The organism is Plantibacter sp. Mn2098, assembly GCF_049319745.1.
Classification (GTDB): Bacteria; Actinomycetota; Actinomycetes; order Actinomycetales; family Microbacteriaceae; genus Plantibacter.
In genome coordinates this window covers 95,964-113,083 of record NZ_JBMOUH010000002.1, presented here as the reverse complement: position 1 = coordinate 113,083, position 17,120 = coordinate 95,964, and the positions used below count along the sequence as shown (strand labels likewise).

At 68.7% G+C, this 17,120-nt stretch carries 15 protein-coding genes and 2 riboswitches; of the genes, 7 read left to right on the top strand and 8 right to left on the bottom strand.

Annotated elements, in window-relative coordinates; all coding sequences use genetic code 11:
* Window positions 1–7: 7 nt before the first annotated feature.
* On the top strand, window positions 8–1,879 hold the full coding sequence (locus tag ACL9RL_RS03335; protein ID WP_422778796.1) for a glycerophosphodiester phosphodiesterase family protein: 1,872 nt from the start codon (window positions 8–10) through the stop codon (window positions 1,877–1,879).
* 25 nt (window positions 1,880–1,904) lie between these two features.
* Here ACL9RL_RS03335 and ACL9RL_RS03330 read toward each other — a convergent pair whose 3' ends face one another.
* Entirely contained in the window at window positions 1,905–2,240 is a 336-nt protein-coding gene (locus ACL9RL_RS03330; protein ID WP_422778795.1) for a hypothetical protein, read from the bottom strand.
* Between the two features lie 144 nt (window positions 2,241–2,384).
* A complete protein-coding gene (locus ACL9RL_RS03325) occupies window positions 2,385–2,846 on the bottom strand; it encodes an SRPBCC family protein (protein ID WP_422778794.1) in 462 nt (153 codons plus the stop codon).
* Between the two features lie 166 nt (window positions 2,847–3,012).
* Between ACL9RL_RS03325 and ACL9RL_RS03320 the strand changes: the two genes are divergently transcribed.
* Window positions 3,013–3,462 (top strand): helix-turn-helix transcriptional regulator, encoded by a 450-nt coding sequence (locus tag ACL9RL_RS03320; protein ID WP_422778793.1) that lies wholly within the window; start codon window positions 3,013–3,015, stop codon window positions 3,460–3,462.
* A 10-nt stretch (window positions 3,463–3,472) separates the two neighbouring features.
* Window positions 3,473–3,883 (top strand): VOC family protein, encoded by a 411-nt coding sequence (locus ACL9RL_RS03315; RefSeq protein ID WP_422778792.1) that lies wholly within the window; start codon window positions 3,473–3,475, stop codon window positions 3,881–3,883.
* A 337-nt stretch (window positions 3,884–4,220) separates the two neighbouring features.
* Here ACL9RL_RS03315 and ACL9RL_RS03310 read toward each other — a convergent pair whose 3' ends face one another.
* Both ACL9RL_RS03310 and ACL9RL_RS03305 read right to left on the bottom strand, forming a co-directional pair.
* Window positions 4,221–4,466 carry a ferrous iron transport protein A gene (locus ACL9RL_RS03310; RefSeq protein WP_422778791.1) on the bottom strand — a complete coding sequence of 82 codons (246 nt, stop codon included), beginning with the start codon at window positions 4,464–4,466 and terminating at the stop codon, window positions 4,221–4,223.
* Between the two features lie 147 nt (window positions 4,467–4,613).
* Window positions 4,614–6,116 carry an SDR family NAD(P)-dependent oxidoreductase gene (locus tag ACL9RL_RS03305; protein WP_422778790.1) on the bottom strand — a complete coding sequence of 501 codons (1,503 nt, stop codon included), beginning with the start codon at window positions 6,114–6,116 and terminating at the stop codon, window positions 4,614–4,616.
* 124 nt (window positions 6,117–6,240) lie between these two features.
* On the opposite strand from ACL9RL_RS03305, the gene ACL9RL_RS03300 reads away from it, so the two are divergent.
* Window positions 6,241–9,858 (top strand): SNF2-related protein, encoded by a 3,618-nt coding sequence (locus ACL9RL_RS03300; protein WP_422778789.1) that lies wholly within the window; start codon window positions 6,241–6,243, stop codon window positions 9,856–9,858.
* A gap of 53 nt (window positions 9,859–9,911) precedes the next feature.
* Here the strand turns inward: ACL9RL_RS03300 and ACL9RL_RS03295 are convergent, their stop codons facing one another.
* Complete coding sequence (locus ACL9RL_RS03295; protein ID WP_422778788.1) at window positions 9,912–10,889, bottom strand: SDR family NAD(P)-dependent oxidoreductase; 978 nt, start codon at window positions 10,887–10,889, stop codon at window positions 9,912–9,914.
* Between the two features lie 92 nt (window positions 10,890–10,981).
* Here ACL9RL_RS03295 and ACL9RL_RS03290 point away from each other — a divergent pair, with 92 nt between their 5' ends.
* Window positions 10,982–11,956, top strand: a complete 975-nt coding sequence (locus tag ACL9RL_RS03290) for an arsenic resistance protein (protein WP_422778787.1) — start codon at window positions 10,982–10,984, stop codon at window positions 11,954–11,956.
* A gap of 205 nt (window positions 11,957–12,161) precedes the next feature.
* Here ACL9RL_RS03290 and ACL9RL_RS03285 read toward each other — a convergent pair whose 3' ends face one another.
* Window positions 12,162–12,434, bottom strand: coding sequence for a hypothetical protein (locus tag ACL9RL_RS03285; protein WP_422778786.1), 273 nt, complete (start codon window positions 12,432–12,434; stop codon window positions 12,162–12,164).
* Window positions 12,435–12,588: 154 nt separating this feature from the next.
* Window positions 12,589–12,688: riboswitch (glycine riboswitch) on the top strand.
* Window positions 12,689–12,791, top strand: a riboswitch (glycine riboswitch). It abuts the riboswitch before it with no gap.
* An 83-nt stretch (window positions 12,792–12,874) separates the two neighbouring features.
* On the opposite strand from ACL9RL_RS03285, the gene ACL9RL_RS03280 reads away from it, so the two are divergent.
* On the top strand, window positions 12,875–14,272 hold the full coding sequence (locus ACL9RL_RS03280; RefSeq protein WP_422778785.1) for an L-serine ammonia-lyase: 1,398 nt from the start codon (window positions 12,875–12,877) through the stop codon (window positions 14,270–14,272).
* Between the two features lie 8 nt (window positions 14,273–14,280).
* On the opposite strand, the gene ACL9RL_RS03275 is transcribed toward ACL9RL_RS03280, so the two are convergent.
* Window positions 14,281–15,453, bottom strand: a complete 1,173-nt coding sequence (locus tag ACL9RL_RS03275) for a hypothetical protein (RefSeq protein WP_422778784.1) — start codon at window positions 15,451–15,453, stop codon at window positions 14,281–14,283.
* A 310-nt stretch (window positions 15,454–15,763) separates the two neighbouring features.
* On the opposite strand from ACL9RL_RS03275, the gene ACL9RL_RS03270 reads away from it, so the two are divergent.
* Window positions 15,764–16,123 (top strand): hypothetical protein, encoded by a 360-nt coding sequence (locus ACL9RL_RS03270; RefSeq protein WP_422778783.1) that lies wholly within the window; start codon window positions 15,764–15,766, stop codon window positions 16,121–16,123.
* Window positions 16,124–16,166: 43 nt separating this feature from the next.
* Here the strand turns inward: ACL9RL_RS03270 and ACL9RL_RS03265 are convergent, their stop codons facing one another.
* Window positions 16,167–17,060 carry an SDR family oxidoreductase gene (locus ACL9RL_RS03265; RefSeq protein ID WP_422779206.1) on the bottom strand — a complete coding sequence of 298 codons (894 nt, stop codon included), beginning with the start codon at window positions 17,058–17,060 and terminating at the stop codon, window positions 16,167–16,169.
* Between the last annotated feature and the right edge of the window lie 60 nt (window positions 17,061–17,120).

Here is a 17,120-nt window from a genome sequence, read left to right as displayed (position 1 = left end):
ATGAACCGTGTCAGCTGAGCGCCCCGCCCGCCGTCCCGCTCCGGTGCGGACCGCCGTCATCGCGGCCGCAGTGCTGCTCCGGCGGTCCCTCGGCACCGTGATCGTGACGGTGCTCACCGTGCAGGGCGTCCTCGTCTGGGGCGCGATGCCGGTGCTCGCGACGCTGATGCGCACCGTCCTGACCGCGGCGGGCATCGACGGGATCAACCAGACCAGCGTCATCGCGATCCTCCGTGAGCCGATCGCGCTCCTCGCCCTCATCGGGTTCGCGATCGTCGCCGTCCTCTTCATCGTGCTCGAGCTGGCGGTGTTCTCGATCATCGCGCACCTGCGATTCGACGGCGTCACACCGAGCTTCGGGACGATTGCGCGCGGCCTCGGACGCACGGGCCGGAAGCTGCTCAGCTGGCAGGCGATCGTGCTGGCAGCGTACGTCGTGGTCCTGCTCCCGCTGTCCAACGTCGGCGTGACCTCAGTCTTGACGATCCACATCGCGATCCCCGCCTTCGTCAGCGGCGAACTCACCAAGACCACGGCCGGCACGATTATCTACTGGGCGGCCCTGGCCGTGATCGCCTATGCGGCGCTTCGATTTGTGCTCACGATGGCGCACCTCACGGGGGCGGGCGCTGCGGCGGGGGAGGGGACTGCCGCTGGCAAGGGGCCGCGAACGGGCGCCGACACAACGATCCTCGGCGCGATGCGGCACAGTTTCTCCCGCACCTGGCGGTTGCAGGGGTGGCTCGCCGTGGTGATCGTCGGGACGGGGGTCGCGGCGACGGTGGTCGTCGCGGTCGCAGCGGCCATCGGACTCGTTCCCGTGCTGGTCGGTTCTGGCGCCGGGGCCGGAGCAGCCGGCGCGACTGGCGCGACCCTCGCCGTCCTCGACATCGTCCGCTTCCTCGCGACCGGCATCGGTGCCGCATTCCTCTCCTTCGTCTTCGTCGCCGTCGACCGGATCAGCGACGGCGAGCCGGTCGCCATCGTCAGGACCCCGGCGACGGGACGCGGTGCACACATCGCCGTCGCCGTCATCGTCACCGCTGCGGTCCTGCTCGCCGTGCCCCGCGTCATCGAGAGCGCCGACGCGGCACCCGCTCCGGGAGCCGCTGCGTCGACGGCCGTCATCGCCCACCGCGGGTACACGGCCGGCGGGGTGGAGAACAGTCTCGAAGCGTTGCAGGCCGCCGCTGCCGCCGGCGCCGACCGCGTCGAACTCGACATCCAGGAGACCTCTGACGGCGGATTCGTCGTCATTCACGACGTGTCGCTCGCCAGACTCGCCGGCGACCCGCGATCGGTGTACGACCTTACCGAGGCGCAGGCGTCGGCGATCACGATCCGTCAGGACGGGTTCACCTCCCACATCCCCACCTTCACCGAGTTCGTCGCCGAAGCCGACCGGCTCGACATGCCCTTGCTCGTCGAGGTCAAGCCGCACGGCCGCGAGCGATCCGGATTCGCGGCGCGCGTCGTCGAAGAGATGAACCGCCTCGATCCGGCGCACCGCGACATCGTGCAATCGCTCGACCGTGGGCTCATCGAAGAAATCGCCGCGATCGATCCGCTGCGGCCGACGGCGTTCGTGGTCGGGCTCCAACTGGGCGATCTGCCCCAGAGCGCAGCCGGTGCGGTCGTCATCGAGGACTGGTCCTACTCGGATTCGATGCTGTCGGTCGCGCACCAGGCGGGGCGCGGCCTGTATGTCTGGACGGTCGACGATCCCCAACTGATCGGCGACTACCTGGCGAGGGGCGTGGACGGGATCATCACCGACGAGGTGGCATCCGCCGTGACCCAGCGTCGTCTGCAGAGCGCGATCACCAACCCGGTCAGCATCTATCTCAAGCAGGTGTCGCGGCTCATCCGCGTCGGCTGAACTGGGCGTGCGCGTGGGCTCGTGGTCAGGTCCGCGATGCCTGCAAGCTGCCGCGGAGGAACGGGAGCCACGGTGCGCGGTAGACGAGTGACACTGGGGCGGCGGAATCTGTCTTTGTATTCACGTCCGCGTCGGCCCCCGCGACCGTCGCGCTCGCCTCGCCGAACCGCCACATCCGGTTGTAGAGGTAGACCTCGATCGTCGTCGCGTCCGGGGACCGGAGCTGCCAGGTGCCGGTGCCCCACTGCGCGGGATGCCCGCGCCCCTCGAACACGACCGTGGGCTTAGGGAACCAACCGAGCCAGGGCTTCCTGAGGGTCAGTTCGATTCTGCGGGGCGACGCATCGGCGTTGGGGGTCACGGACTCAGCATATGGGGCGCCGGATGCTGGCAGAGGCGGGCGGGCGGTGGGCGGCCCATCGGCCGGCACCTAGGCTGGCTCTTCGGCCGACACCTCCTCCGGGCAGCGGCTTACCGACGCGCGACGAAGCCGCAGTCGTCTCGATCAGCGCTTCGCGAGCTCCCGTTCGATCCCGCTGAAGACTTCGCCCTCGCCCTCCAGGATGCGCGGCAGGAGGCCCGTTGCGAGCAGGGCCCACGGCAACAACTGCTGCGGGAACCGGCCGGCGAAACTGGCGCCGAACACGAGCCGGTCGATCACGAGCGTCCCGCCGTCGACCGCTTGCAGTGTGTACCCGGACGTCTGGGTGATGCCGCGTTGGCGCCCGCGCATCCGGTATCTGGTGGGGAACTCCGCTTCGATGACGGTCCACTCGACCCGGTCATCGTCGCACTCCGGGCCGTGCTGCTCCACCCACCGCTCCCCGACGGCTCCGACGAACGATGCGGGCCCCTCGATCGTGACCGGGTGATCCTCGAGCTGGATCCGCGGGTCGACGAGCAGCCGCCAGATCTCGGCAGGTTCGGCTGCGAAGGTCTCACTCGTCTCGATGCTGCGGTATGCCATGCGTTCCCCCGTCGGTCGGTCCAGGTCTGTCCCGGCCGCCGTCGATCGGTGGCAGCCGTCTCGGTCGATGCCGGTTGGAGCCGACATCGCGCCTCCAGCAGTATGCCCGGAAGCACCGTCATCGATCCAGGTGCTCCGCCGGGAATCTGGTGGTACCGTCGAGCACATGACCCCGGAGGATCTCGCCGATCTCGCGCATCTGCGTCGTGCGCGCGACCTCATCGACCGCGAGTTCGCCCGCCCGCTCGACGTGCCGACGATCGCCAGACGCGCCCTTATGTCGCCGGCGCACTTCTCCCGCCGCTTCAAAGCCGCATACGGGGAGACGCCGTACAGCTACCTCATGACCCGCCGCATCGAACGCGCGATGGCGATGCTGCGTGCCGGGACGAGCGTCACCGACGCATGCTTCGCCGTCGGCTGCACCTCGCTCGGATCGTTCAGCTCGCGCTTCAGCGAGATCACTGGGGAGACGCCGACCGCCTACCGGGCGCGCACGCATGAGGCGGTCGTCGCGATGCCGGCGTGCGTCGCGAAGGTGACGACGCGGCCCGCGCGTGGCGAGGCGCGTCCATCGAGCAGGAATCGAGAAGCGACGCCTGGCAGCGCTGCTTAGAGTTGCTGCCATGAGCATTCAACTGCAGTACGTGAACATCACGGTCAACGACACCGATGAGGCGGTCGCCTTCTACCGCGACGCCCTCGGCTTCGAGGTCCGCAACGACGTCGCCTCTGGCGGCTTCCACTGGATCACCCTCGGCAGCGCCGCCCAGCCGGGCATCGAGATCGTCCTGTCGACGCCGCACGCCGGCCGGTCCCAGGCCGACGGCGACGCGCTCCAGGAGCTCCTCACGAAGGGCGTCCTGCCGAACATCGTGTTCCGCACCGACGACCTCGATGCGACATTCGAGCAGGCTCGTGCGGCCGGTGCCGAGGTGTTGCAGGAGCCGATCGAACAGCCGTGGGGTCCCCGCGACTGCGCGTTCCGCGACCCCTCCGGCAACCTCGTGCGGATCTCGCAGGCGCCTGCGGCCTGACGTCCGACATCGCCGCTCGTCCCCGAGCCGAGAGTACTGACGCCACCGTCATAACTCCTTCAAATCGCACCGGTTGATCGATGCCTTCCGCGGAATTCCGCGGATCTGCCGTCGGCGCGGGGTCGAATTGAAGGAGTTGTGACGATCTGGCTGCGGATCCGAGAGAGGGGCCGAAGCGTCGCGGATGTTCGCAATTCCGGAACTCTGAAGCAGTTTGTGACCCCTCGGGGCCGAAATCCGAGGATTTTCGCGAAATCGGCTTGAGAGTTCCGGAATTCTGGACAGAGGACAACCAGTGGGGGCCGGTGGGCGAGGGGATAGGAGCGGGGCGGGCGAGCTAGCGCGGGAGCGGGGGACGACGCGTGCGCGGGGCAGGTGGCGGCGGCACCGGCTTGGCTGCGATGACGGCGGCGAGCTGGACGGTCGCAGGACCGCGCTTCGTGTCGATGACGCAGACCGAGGCGTCGCAGGACAGCAGATCGCCGAGTGCGTCGGTCGCCCCGTCGCCGAGGTGATACCTGACCACAACGCGGGTACCGATGTCGGCGGCACGCAGGTACGCGACAGCGTCAGCTCCCAGCACGGTCAGCTCCCAGACCGACGGCGCTCAGCACGTCAGGGCTCAACACGTCAACGCCCAACACGTCAACGCTCAGCACGGCGGTGCCCAGCTCGGTGAGGCGAACACGTGCGTACTCAACACATCGGCGGCGGGCATCGGCGGCGCGCGTCACCAGGAGGACGGCGCGTAGTCCTTGAGGAAGACGCCGAAGAGCTCCTCGCCGGCCTCGCCGCGGACGATGGGGTCGTAGACGCGGGCGGCGCCGTCGACGAGGTCGAGCGGTGCGTGGAAGCCCTCCTCCGCGAGGCGCACCTTGGTGGGATGAGGCCGCTCATCGGTGATCCAGCCGGTGTCGACGCTCGTCATGAGGATGCCGTCCGTCTCGAACATCTCCCGTGCGCTCGTGCGCGTGAGCATGTTGACGGCGGCCTTCGCCATGTTCGTGTGCGGGTGTCCCGGACCCTTGTATCCGCGCCCGAAGACGCCCTCCATCGCGGAGACGTTGACGACGTAGGTGTGCTTCGACGGCGATGCTGCGAGCTGGGGCCGCAAGCGGCTCACGAGGATGAACGGCGCCGTCGTGTTGGCCAGCTGCACCTCCAGCATCTCGAGCGGATCGACCTCTTCGACGTTCTGGGTCCAGCTGTTGACGTGATCGTGGTCGGGGAGGAGGCCGCCGGCGTCGATCGCCGTTCCAGCGGCCAGACGCTCGAGCGAGGACGAACCGGCCGACATCGCCGCCTCCGTGAGCGCCTCGGCCTTGGCGGCAGCGGCCGCGAGGATCGGGTGCGCGGAGACGGAGGCCGCGAGCGACAGCGGGTGCTGGTCGTTCGTGTGGCCGAAGGTGACGAGCTCGGGGAGCGGGCCGTCCGGCAGCGGAGCGAGCTCGGCGTCGACGAGCGGCTGGTAGGAGCCCTTCGTGCGGCGGACGGTCTGCGCGGCGTTGTTGATCAGGATGTCGAGTGTGCCCTGCTCCGCGACCGAGTCGGCCAGCGCGATGACCTGGGCCGGGTCGCGGAGGTCGATGCCGACGATGCGAATACGGTGCAGCCAGTCCGCGGAATCGGGAAGGGCGGAGAAGCGGCGGACGGCGTCACGTGGGAAGCGGGTCGTGATCGTCGTGTGCGCGCCGTCGCGGAGGAGGCGGAGGGCGATGTACATGCCGATCTTGGCCCGGCCGCCCGTGAGGAGCGCGCGCTTCCCAGTGAGGTCGGTGCGTGCATCCCGCTTCTTGTGGCTCATGGCCGCGCAGTCAGGGCAGAGCTGGTGGTAGAACGCGTCGACGAGCGTGTACGGCTGCTTGCAGATGTAGCAGTTGCGCGGCACGAGGAGCTCGCCGGCGACGGGCGCCTCCGTGCTGGTAGAGAGCGGGATGCCGCGCGTCTCGTCGTCGATGCGGTCCGGTGCGCCCGTCGCGGTGGCGGCGATGACGGCGCGATCGGCGTCAGCGATGGCCGCCCGCTTGCCGAGGCGGCGCTCCTTCTTGACCGCCTTGAACATCTTGGCGGTCGCACGGCGGACCGTGATGTAGTCGGGGTGCTCCTCGTCCATGCCGGCCATGTACTCGAGGACGCGCAGCGTGGTCTCGAGATCGGTGGCGTCGATGCCGGCGCCGAAGTCCTGGACGGACTCTGGAACGGACTCGGAAGCGGCGTCGGGCGAGGAAGTCATTGCTTCATTCTACGATCCCGCGGTGCGGGCGGGATCGGGGCCGCGGGCTGTGGACAGATCGTGATCCATCCACAGGCGACGGGCAGGGGTCGACGTGTCGGCCTCGCGTGAGAGCATGGGGAACATGCCAGCCGAAGCCTCTCCACTCGTCGATGTCACCGACATCGTCCGGATGGTGGGGCGCGCGGCGTTCGACCGCGGACGGCACTACGCCAAGGACGGCAACGTCACTGCTGTCGACTGGGACCCGGCCACCGAGCGGGTCACCGGACGCGTGTTCGGGACGGCGATGCTGCCCTACATCTGCCACATCAGCCTCGGTCCGCAGGTCAATGGGTTCGCCAAGATCGTCCGGAGCGACTGCGACTGCCCTATGATGGGCGATTGCAAACACGTCGCGGCGACGCTCCTCAGCAGCAACGCCGCCCGCCTGCGAGAAGAGGGGAGCACCGACAGGTGGACGCTCCCGGGGCGAGCGGCCGGTCGGGGAACGGCGGGCACAGCCGCGCGCGCCGCCGCTGATTCGCCCGAGTTCGCCGCAGCGCTCGACGACCTCGCGGAGCGCATCCAGGCGAGGCGTCCGCTGTACAGCGGCGATCACGATCCGGATCCGCTCGACTTCTCCTCCGCCAGGGCGATGACGGGGTGGGCGGAAGACCCTCTGCCTGAGCCGGAGCCGCCCAGTTGGCGCACCGTCGTCGGCGCTCTTGCCGCATCACCGGGAACCGGGAGGCCGGCCCAGACGACACCCATGGGGCTGCAGTTCGAGGTCAGGGAGATGTCCCCACGATCAACCGAGCGGTGGCGCGGACCCACGACGGTCACCGCGAAGGGGGAACCTGATCCGTTGCTCGCGCGGAGGCTCGCGGTCCGTCCGGTCATCCGCAAGGAGACGGGGAAGTACGTCAAGGCGAACGTGACCTGGGCGTCGTTCGCGCATCAGAGCAACCGCCTCGGTTTGATGCCGGAGCACCATCGGTGGTTCACCCAGTTCCAGGCGCTGCACCGCGCCACCCGCGGTGCGTACACCGGGCAGGAGAGCGACTGGCTCTTCCTGGACGACTTCCACAGTCCCATCCTGTGGCATCTGCTCGCGGAGGCGGCCGAGATCGGCGTCGCCCTCACGGTCTCCGGCAACGGCAAGGGCCGTGTGACCGTCGCAACAGACGCGACGGTCAGACTCGATGCAGCGGTGGACGACGACGGCACGCTCGTCCTGTCCCCGGCCACCTCCGTCGACGGCCTCCCCGTGGACCCGTCCACCTCCGGCACGATCGGCGGCCACGGCCTCTACAGCTACCGCCTCGCTCCAGAGGTGGACATCGTCATCGCGCCGACGACGTCGCCACTGACCGCTGAGCAACGCGCACTGCTCGGCCCGACGACGCCGACGACGGTGCCGCCGGGGGAAGTGGAGGAGTTCCTCGTCGACTACGTGCCGAAGCTCCGCCGCGCGATCGAGCTGACGAGCGACGACGGCTCGCTGCCGCTGCCCGAGATCGTCCCTCCCGTCCTCGTCCTGACCGCGGCCTACGGCGCGAAGCACGCCCTGCAACTCGACTGGTCCTGGGTGTACGCACCCGATCAGGCCGTCGCATACGTGCCGGTCGACCGCCTGGGCGCACCGGCAGCGGACGGCGACGACGAGGTGCTGCGTGACGTCCGAGCCGAACTCGAGGTGCTCGAACGGGTCGGGGAAGCCCTCGACGCCGCCGCCGCGCTCGCCGCGCACGATGCTGCCGAAGGCGCGGCTCCGCTCGTCGGATTGACCGACCGGCCGGGCCCCACGAACACGAGCCCGTCCGTCGCCTGGCCGCCGTCCGGCCGGACGAACCTCCGTGGATACGACGCCGCCGTGTTCAGCGAGCACACCCTCCCGGTCATCCAGGGGGTCGACGGCGTCAGGGTCGACATCGTCGGCACCCGCCCGGAGTACCGGGAACTGCGCGGAGACCCCCACCTCACGATCACGACGGTCGAAAGCGATCAGCGGGACTGGTTCGACCTCGGCATCGTGGTCAACCTCGCCGGGTACCGCATCCCCTTCGGGCCGCTGTTCAAAGCCCTGTCCAAGGGCGAGAAGAAGCTGCTCATGGTGGATCACACCTATCTCTCGCTCGACCATCCGTCCTTCGACCGCCTCAAGGAACTGCTCGAAGAGGCCGGGGCGCTCCGCGAATGGGAGGCCACCGGCCCGAAGATCAGCCGGTACCAGGCGAGCCTGTGGGACGAGTTCGAAGACCTCGCGGAGGAGACGGTCCAGGCGGTCGCCTGGCGCGACGCCGTCGCTGGACTCAACGACCTCGAATCGGTCCCGGAGACACCGATCCCGGTCGGGCTCGATGCGAGCCTCCGCCCATATCAACTCGAGGGATTCCACTGGCTCGCGTTCCTCTGGGAGCACCGGCTCGGTGGCATCCTGGCCGACGACATGGGGCTCGGCAAAACGCTGCAGGCGCTCGCGCTCATCGCGCACGCTCGGCAGACGAGTGAGCCGGAAGCGCCGCCCTTCCTGGTGGTCGCACCCACATCGGTCGTGTCCAACTGGCTCGCCGAAGCGGGCAGGTTCACGAGGGAGCTCACGGTCCGGACAGTCTCCACAACGGAGGCGAAGGGCAGGACGAGTCTCGCCGAGATCGCTGACGGCGCCGACATCGTGGTGACCAGCTACGCGCTCTTCCGCCTCGACACCGAGCGATACCGTGCCATGAACTGGTCCGGGCTCATCCTCGACGAGGCCCAATTCGTCAAGAACCACCGAGCCAAGCTGCACGAGTGCGCCATGGCCATCGACACCCCGTTCAAGCTCGCCATCACCGGCACGCCACTCGAGAACGACCTCATGGAGCTGTGGTCGCTGTTCGCCGTCGTCGCCCCCGGGCTCTTCCCCTCGCCGCACCGATTCGCCGAGCGATTCGTGCGCCCCATCGAGCGGGAGATCAACACGGTCCTGCTCGCGACGCTCCGCCGGCGGATCAGACCGCTCATGATGCGCCGGACGAAGGAGCTCGTCGCCCCGGAGCTGCCGCCGAAGCAGGAACAGGTCCTGTACGTGGATCTCGCGCCGAAGCACCGCAAGCTCTACGACACGGTCCTCCAGAAGGAGCGGCAGAAGCTCCTCGGGCTCATCGAAGACCTCGATCGCAACCGGTTCATCGTGTTCCGATCCCTCACGCTGTTGCGGATGCTGAGTCTCGACGCGACCCTCGTCGACGAGGAGTACGCCGGCATCCCGTCGAGCAAGCTGGACACACTGCTGGAACAACTGGACGATGTCATCGCAGAGGGGCACCGCTCGCTCGTGTTCAGCCAGTTCACGACGTTCCTCAAGAAGGCAGCCGAACGGCTCGACGCGCAGGGCATCGCCTACGAGTACCTCGACGGTTCGAGTCTGCGCCGCCCGGAGATCATCGAGCGGTTCCGCGGCGGTGACGCGCCCGTGTTCCTCATCAGCCTCAAGGCCGGCGGGTTCGGCCTCAACCTGACCGAGGCGGACTACGTGTTCCTGCTCGATCCGTGGTGGAACCCCGCCTCGGAGTCGCAGGCGATCGATCGGACCCATCGCATCGGCCAGACCGGCAACGTGATGGTCTACCGGCTCGTCGCCCGCGGCACGATCGAGGAGAAGGTCATGGCGCTCAAGGAACGCAAGTCGAAGTTGTTCGACGCCGTCCTCGACGACGACGCCGTCTTCAGCAGCTCCCTCTCAGCCGATGACATCCGCGGGCTCCTCGAGGCTTAGGCGCCTCGACGAGCCCGCGGAGTGCCGGAGATCAGCCGCAGATCAGCCGCAGATCAGCCGGCGAAGGCGTTGACGCCGGTGCGCTCCGCCGACAGCGCCCAGAGACGTTCCGCCTCAGCCGGATCGATGGCGTGCGCCGAGACCCCCGAGGCCGGGGCGACGGCCTCCGCAGCCGGCACAGCGACCTCGACGTCCTCCAGGAACAGCCCGCCGAGCCCGTCGAGTTTCGGCGACGTCGCAGCCCACACCTGGGTCGCTGCACCCTGCTCCGGCGACTTGAATGCGGGGTTCGTCGGATTGCCGTCCTCATCCATCCAACCGGCGGCGACCATCTCCTGGCGCGGGAGGTGCCGCTGCAGTGGCGTGAGGATCCCGCCGGGGTGCACCGAGAACGCGCGGACGCCCTCCGCCTTGCCCAGCTCGTCGAGCTGCAGGGCGAACAGGGCGTTCGCGGTCTTCGCCTGCCCGTACGCCGCCCACTTGTCGTAGCCGGTGGTGAAGTCGATGTCGTCCCAACGGATGGCGGAGCGATGGTGCGCCGACGAGGAGGTCGCGATGACACGAGACGACCCGCCCTTGACGACGGCCGGCCACAGCAGGTTGACGAGGGCGAAGTGTCCGAGGTGGTTCGTGGCGAACTGCAGCTCCCAACCAGGACCGACGCGAGTTTCCGGGGCGGCCATCACACCGGCGTTGTCGATGATGATGTCGATGCTGCGGCCAGAGGCCAGGAACCGCTCGGCGAACGCGCGCACGCTCGCCAGGTCGGAGAGGTCCATCTCGTCCACCTCGACGTGTTCTGCGGATCCGTCGATGTCCGCGAGCTCTTCGCGGGCGGCTTCGACGCGGCGTGCGGGGACGACGACGTCTGCGCCGGCGCCGACGAGCGCACGGACGGTCTCCTTGCCGAGGCCGGAGTATCCGCCGGTCACGATGGCGAGCTTGCCGGTCAGATCGATGCCCTCGAGGACCTCTGCGGCCGTGGTCGAAGCGTCGAATCCGGAGCCGATGCGGTGTTGTGTACGTGTCATGTCGGCCAGACTACGACTTCGAGCGCACTCGCAGTCAACGGGTTTGCGGGCGACGGAAGGCCGCAGGGTTCGGCAGTCCCTAGGCTGTGGGGATGCAGCGGATCGTCACATGGTGGGACCGACGGCAGATCCCGCTGTATCTCGCGGCGATCGTCCTCGGTGGGGTCGTCGGCCTCGTCGCGCCGTCGTCCGCGCCCGGGCTCGCGGCATCGATCAATCCCGCGCTCATCCTGCTCCTGTTCGCCACGTTCCTCGGCGTGCCGCTCACGATGATCGGCCGTGCGTTCCGGGACGGGCGCTTCTTCGTCACGGTGCTGCTGGTGAACTTCGGGATCGTGCCGATCGTGGTGTTCGGACTGTCGCGCTTCGTGACCGACGACCGTGGCTTGCTCATCGGTGTCCTGCTGGTCCTGCTGACGCCGTGCGTGGACTACGTCATCGTGTTCACTGGCCTCGCCGGCGGTGCGCGGGACCGGCTGCTCGCGGCGGCGCCCGTGCTGATGCTGCTGCAGATCGTGCTGCTGCCGGGCTATCTCTGGCTGTTCGCCGGTGCCGACGCCGTCGCGCTCGTGGAGGTCGAGCCGTTTGTGGAGGCGTTCCTGCTGCTCATCGTGGTGCCGCTCGTCGCGGCTGCGATCGTGCAGGCGGTGGCCGGGCGATCCGCGATCGGTGCAGGCATCATGCGGGTGATGGAGGGCGCGATGGTGCCGATCATGATGCTGACGCTCGCGGTCGTCGTCGGGTCGCAGATCGCCGCGGTGGGTGAACAGGCGGTTGCCCTGTTGCGGGTGGTGCCGCTGTTCGTGGCGTTCCTCGTGGTGATGGTGGTCGTCGGTGCGCTCGTGTGGCGCCCGGCCCGACTCGACGCGCCGGCCGGGCGGGCACTCGTGTTCAGCGGTGCGACGCGGAACTCGCTGGTGGTGCTGCCGCTCGCGCTCTCGCTGCCGACGTCGCTCGCGATCGCTCCGCTCGCGGTGGTGACGCAGACGCTTGTGGAACTCGTCGGCATGGTGGTGCTCGTGCGGGTGGTGCCGAGGATCGTGGGCCCTTCGAGACCCGGTCGCTGAGCGTGACCCGGTCACTGAGCTTGTCGAAGTGACGACTGCGCGGGGTCGGGCCCTTCGACAAGCTCAGGGACCGGGGGTGACGACTGCGCTGGTTCGGGCCCTTCGACAGGCTCAGGGACCAAGTCCGGTCGCTGAGCGAGACCCGGTCACTGAGCTTGTCGAAGTGTCGACAGGCCCAGCGACCGGGCCGGACCGGGCCTGAGCGCTAGTGCTTGTGGTGCCCGTGATGCGGGATCTGGCTCTCGTCTGGACCGGGGTTCGTGATCGTCGCGGTCTCCTCGGCCTCCGCGTCGTCGATCGCTTCGTCGTGCGGGCCGGGGTTGTTGATGCTCGGGTTGGCGAGCGCCGCCTCGTCGACGGCTTCGTCGTGCGGGCCGGGGTTGTTGATGCTCGCGTTCGTGAGCACCGCCTCGTCGACGGCTTCGTCGTGCGGACCAGGGTTGTTGATGTCTGCGTTCTCGAGGTTCTGATCGCTCATGTCGACTCCTTCGTCGCCCGCGCATCAACGTCGGCTCCAGCAGCCGCCGATCGTACGGGTCTGGCACCAGGCTAGAGCGTCGCCAGCGGGACTTCCAGGCATTCTCCGACTCTGCACGATCGTGTATCGTGCACAGCACAACATCACACGCCTTCGAGCAGCTGCGGGAGAGTTCCGTCCTGCATCATCGGGCGGGCGCCGTAGGAGCAAATCCTCCCCGGGAATCTCTCAGGCCCCTGTACCGCAGCAGCTCGGCGACTCTGGAAAGCAGTGACGATCTCGTCGCTCACCGACGGTGCAAGCGTTCTCCCGCCAGGGGATCGCGGAAACTCTCAGGTCCGATACAGAGCGGGGAGGGACTCGACCATCGGTCGCGCACCAGCGCGCCACAGCATCGGAGTTCCCATGACCAACGCACCAGCATCCCGGGTGGCGGCAGCATGACCATCAGCGTGTTCGACCTGTTCTCGGTGGGCATCGGTCCGTCGAGTTCGCACACGGTGGGGCCGATGCGCGCCGCATCCGTGTTCGTCGACGACGTCCGTGACGCTGGTGTCCTCGATGCGGTGGCCGCGCTCGACGTCGACCTGTACGGTTCGCTCGCCGCGACGGGACGTGGACACGGCACGATGACGGCTGTGCTGCTGGGGCTGGAGGGGTACCGTCCGGAGGAGATCCTGCCGGAGGAGGTCGAGGAGCGTCTCGGGGCGCTCGCCGCGACGGGGACGCTGCGGTTCGGCCGCGGTGTCTCGCTGCGCTTCGCGGTCGACGACATCGCGCTGCACCCGTTGACGGTCCTCGAACGCCACACGAACGGCATGCGGTTCGCCGTGCGGGACGCTGTGGGCGAGGTGCTCCACGAGGCGGTGTTTTACTCGGTCGGCGGCGGGTTCGTGGTGCGGGAGGACGGGACGCCCGTTGCGAGGACTGGCCCGGTCGTGCCGGACGCCGCTGTGCCACTGCCGTTCCGCACGGCGGCGGAGCTGCTCGGCCACTGCCGGGCGGAGGGTGTGCCGTTCAGCGGGGTGATGCTCCGGAACGAGCTCGTCACGCGCTCGGAGGACGAGGTGCGCAGCGGGCTCCTGCACATCCGCGACGTGATGGAGGCGTGCAAGAACTCGAGTCTGGAACGCACCGGGCCGCTGCCAGGCGGTCTCGACGTGCGGCGACGCGCGCCGGCGTGGCACACCCGCCTGCGTGCTGAGGACCCGGATCGGGATCCGAAGTTCTGGCAGGAATGGGTGAACCTCGTGGCGCTCGCCGTCAACGAGGAGAACGCGTCGGGAGGCCGGGTCGTGACGGCGCCGACGAACGGTGCGGCCGGCATCATCCCGGCGGTCATGTTCTACGCCACCCACTACGGCCCCGGCATGGATGCGGCGACGCCGGAGCAGCGGGACGAGGTCGTCGTCCGGTTCCTGCTCGCCGCCGGTGCGGTCGGCGTCCTGTACAAGGAGCAGGCATCGATCTCCGGTGCGGAGGTGGGATGCCAGGGCGAGGTCGGCTCGGCATCGTCTATGGCGGCCGCCGGACTCGCCGAAGTCCTCGGCGGGACGCCTGAGCAGGTCGAGAACGCGGCCGAGATCGCGATGGAGCACAACCTCGGGCTGACGTGCGATCCGATCGGCGGGCTCGTGCAGATCCCCTGCATCGAGCGGAACGCGATCGCCGCAGCGAAGGCGATCAACGCCGCGAAGATGGCGCTCTGGGGCGACGGCACCCATCGGGTGTCCCTCGACGAGGTCATCGTCACGATGCGCGAGACGGGCCGCGACATGTCGTCGAAGTACAAGGAGACCGCGTTGGGCGGGCTCGCGGTCAACGTCGTGGAGTGCTGACTCTGCCCTCACGGCCGGGCGATGATCGCCTCCGCAGCTGCGATTGCGGCGTCGTGCGCCGAGACGGGTGAGTCCTGCAGAGCGTTCGTCGTGACGTCGATGCCCTGACCGTTCAGGCTGAAGAGCACCTGGCACTGCTGGTCGTTGACCCCGCACCACAGGATCGCGGTGTCCGAGGACGGCAGACCGGTGAGCTGCACGGCGGCCTGCGTGCTGCCGGTCGGGATGTTCGACAGGATCTTGGGCGCGATCCACGCGCCGCCGGGCACGGCCGTGATGGTGAGGGGTGCGATCACGGCGCTCGTTCCGACCGGGCCGTACACGCAGCCGAGGGCGCCGATGTCCTGTACAGCGACCGTCTGGACCGACGGCAGTTTCTGCGGTTCCTGCGCGACGTACCCGTCACCGGCATCGCCGTTGTCGCCGCCGAGCGCCGTCGCCGCGGCGTCGGTCGGGAGGAGCGCGTCACAACTGGAGGCGACCGGCTTCGCCGACGTCGGCGGGGTCCACGCAGGTGCGGGCTCGCCGGCGGACGCGAGTCGATCGAAGAGTGAGGTGAACGCGGGTGTCGCGTGTGCGAAGGTCTCGTCCGGCGACCCGAGCGACGTCGTTGTGAGCTGTGCGCCCGGGTTGTAGATCAGGATCTGCACCCAATTCGAACCGACGAGCGCGTTTGCGCGGCAGCCGATGTCGCCGCAGGATGCGAACGCCTTGGTCGTCCCGAAGTCCCGTGTGTCGGTCGCTTCCGCATCGTCCTGCCACCCGGGGTTCCAGGTGGACGCTGCGTCCGGGAGCACCTGGACGACCATCCGCGGCGCAGGGTAGGTTTCGGTCGTGATGGTCGGGCTGAAGTTGTCCGGTTCGACCGTCCACTGGCAGACGAGGCCGCCAGCGGCGGTGACGGCGATGTCGTCGAGGCTCGCGTGGTCTGCTGTCGAGGGCCAGGTGACGAGCGTCGCCGGTGCCCGCAGTGCCTCGGCGGCGTCCGTCGTGGAGACGAGGTCGTCGCAACCGAGCGGCAGTCGGAAGGTCGGGGCGGCGAGTTCCGAACTGGTGGATTCGGTCGTCGGAGCGCTGGAGGTCGGGCTGCTCTCGGGGGTGGTCGGCGCCGTGCACGCGCTCAGCAGGACCGCGAGGACGAGCGCCCCGCCGATGCCGATGCCGCCTCGGACAGCGAGCATTCCCCTCGATCGTGCAGCCGACATCGCAACCCCTTCGCCGTGGGTGCGTGTCGCACCAGGCACAAGCTGGCAGGACGCCCGACTCCCGCGCGAGCGTCCCGAGCGCGGGACAGCGGATTCCCAGCGGGTGCGGGAGTCGCGGTCGTTTCCGCCGACCGGGACCTGTTTCCGACATCTGTCGGCATCTTGTGGTGTCGGGTGCTCGAAGGCAACCCGACCCGTACGATTGGTCCGTGCCGAGAGGCTCACGCGCACGGTTGCGGGACGCATCCCGCGGCCGAGCGCCATTCCAACGAGTGAGGAACATCCCATGGGCAGACTGATCTACGGCAGCTCCGCGCGAGAGCTGGAACTGGACGACCGCACGCTCGCCCATGTCAAGTCGATCACGGTGATGAAGCTGCGCCGCAACGAGTCCTTCACGGTGTCGTGGCAGCGCGGGGAGGACTCCGGCGGCGGTCGCGTGTCGATCTGGGTGCACCCGTCGATCTCGCTGCAGTTCGAGTTCGACGACGAGAACCGGCCCGAGCTGAATCGCGCGTGGCTCGAAGCCATGATGCAGGAGGCCAACAAGACCGGCGACCTCCGCATCGGCCCGGAGGTCGACGACGCCGCGAACGGACAGGCTGCCGCGCACACGGGTTCGATCAAGACCGTCAAGCCTCGCTGACCGTCCCCGCTTCTGCGGCTCGGTCGCTTCTGCGGCCCGCCCGCTACGGCGTCGGCGAACCGCCGTTCACGTTGAGCGTCTCTCCCGAGACATAGCTCGATTCAGCCGAGGCCAGGAACACGTAGGCAGGGGCGAGCTCGGCCGGCTGACCGGCCCGTCCGAACGGCGTCGCCTGACCGAACGCCACGATCTTCTCCTGCGGCTGCCCGTCCGACACCTGCAACGGCGTCCAGATCGGTCCGGGAGCCACGGCGTTCACCCGGATGCCACGCTCGGCGAGCTGCTGCGCGAGTGACTTCGTGAAAGCGTTGATCGCCGCCTTCGTCGAGGCGTAGTCCACGAGGATCGGTGACGGATTGTAGGCCTGGATCGATGTTGTGTTGATGATCGTCGACCCGGGGCCGAGGTGCGGCAGCGCCGCTTTTGTGATCCAGAACATCGCGAAGACGTTTGTGCGGTACGTCTGCTCGAACTGCTCGTCGGACAGGTCCTCCAGCCGTTCGGAGTACACCTGCTTGCCGGCGTTGTTGACGAGCAGGTCGAGTCCGTCCAGCCCGTGCACCGCCTCGTGGACGAGTCGCCGGCAGAACTCCGGATCACTGATGTCGCCCGGTATCCCGATCGCCTTCCCGCCCGCAGCTTCGATGAGCGCGATGATCCGCTCGGCGTCCTCCTGCTCGGCCGGGAGGTAGGAGAGCGCGACGTCCGCCCCCTCCCGCCCGAACGCGAGCGCCGTGGCCGCCCCGATGCCGGAGTCCGCTCCCGTGACGAGCGCCTTCCGTCCGAGCAGTCTGCCCGTGCCGCGGTAGCTGTGCTCGCCGAGGTCGGCCCGTGGCTCCAGGTCCGCGTCGAGTCCCGGCTCCGGCTGGTGCTGCTCAGGCGGTGCGATCCGCTGGTAGCGCTTGGTCGGGTCGTCGAAGCTGTACTGGTCGATCACCATGTGATGGGCTGCTCCTCAGGGTCGTCGCGGCACCGGTGCGGGCCGCGTCAACCGAGG

Excerpts from the sequence above, each read along its gene's own strand:
- ACL9RL_RS03325 (WP_422778794.1), bottom strand. The coding sequence starts at position 2,846 with ATGGCATACCGCAGCATCGAGACGAGTGAGACCTTCGCAGCCGAACCT.
- ACL9RL_RS03320 (WP_422778793.1), top strand. The coding sequence starts at position 3,013 with ATGACCCCGGAGGATCTCGCCGATCTCGCGCATCTGCGTCGTGCGCGC.
- ACL9RL_RS03315 (WP_422778792.1), top strand. The coding sequence starts at position 3,473 with ATGAGCATTCAACTGCAGTACGTGAACATCACGGTCAACGACACCGAT.
- ACL9RL_RS03305 (WP_422778790.1), bottom strand. The coding sequence starts at position 6,116 with ATGACTTCCTCGCCCGACGCCGCTTCCGAGTCCGTTCCAGAGTCCGTC.
- ACL9RL_RS03300 (WP_422778789.1), top strand. The coding sequence starts at position 6,241 with ATGCCAGCCGAAGCCTCTCCACTCGTCGATGTCACCGACATCGTCCGG.
- ACL9RL_RS03295 (WP_422778788.1), bottom strand. The coding sequence starts at position 10,889 with ATGACACGTACACAACACCGCATCGGCTCCGGATTCGACGCTTCGACC.
- ACL9RL_RS03290 (WP_422778787.1), top strand. The coding sequence starts at position 10,982 with ATGCAGCGGATCGTCACATGGTGGGACCGACGGCAGATCCCGCTGTAT.
- ACL9RL_RS03285 (WP_422778786.1), bottom strand. The coding sequence starts at position 12,434 with ATGAGCGATCAGAACCTCGAGAACGCAGACATCAACAACCCTGGTCCG.
- ACL9RL_RS03280 (WP_422778785.1), top strand. The coding sequence starts at position 12,875 with ATGACCATCAGCGTGTTCGACCTGTTCTCGGTGGGCATCGGTCCGTCG.
- ACL9RL_RS03275 (WP_422778784.1), bottom strand. The coding sequence starts at position 15,453 with ATGCTCGCTGTCCGAGGCGGCATCGGCATCGGCGGGGCGCTCGTCCTC.
- ACL9RL_RS03270 (WP_422778783.1), top strand. The coding sequence starts at position 15,764 with ATGGGCAGACTGATCTACGGCAGCTCCGCGCGAGAGCTGGAACTGGAC.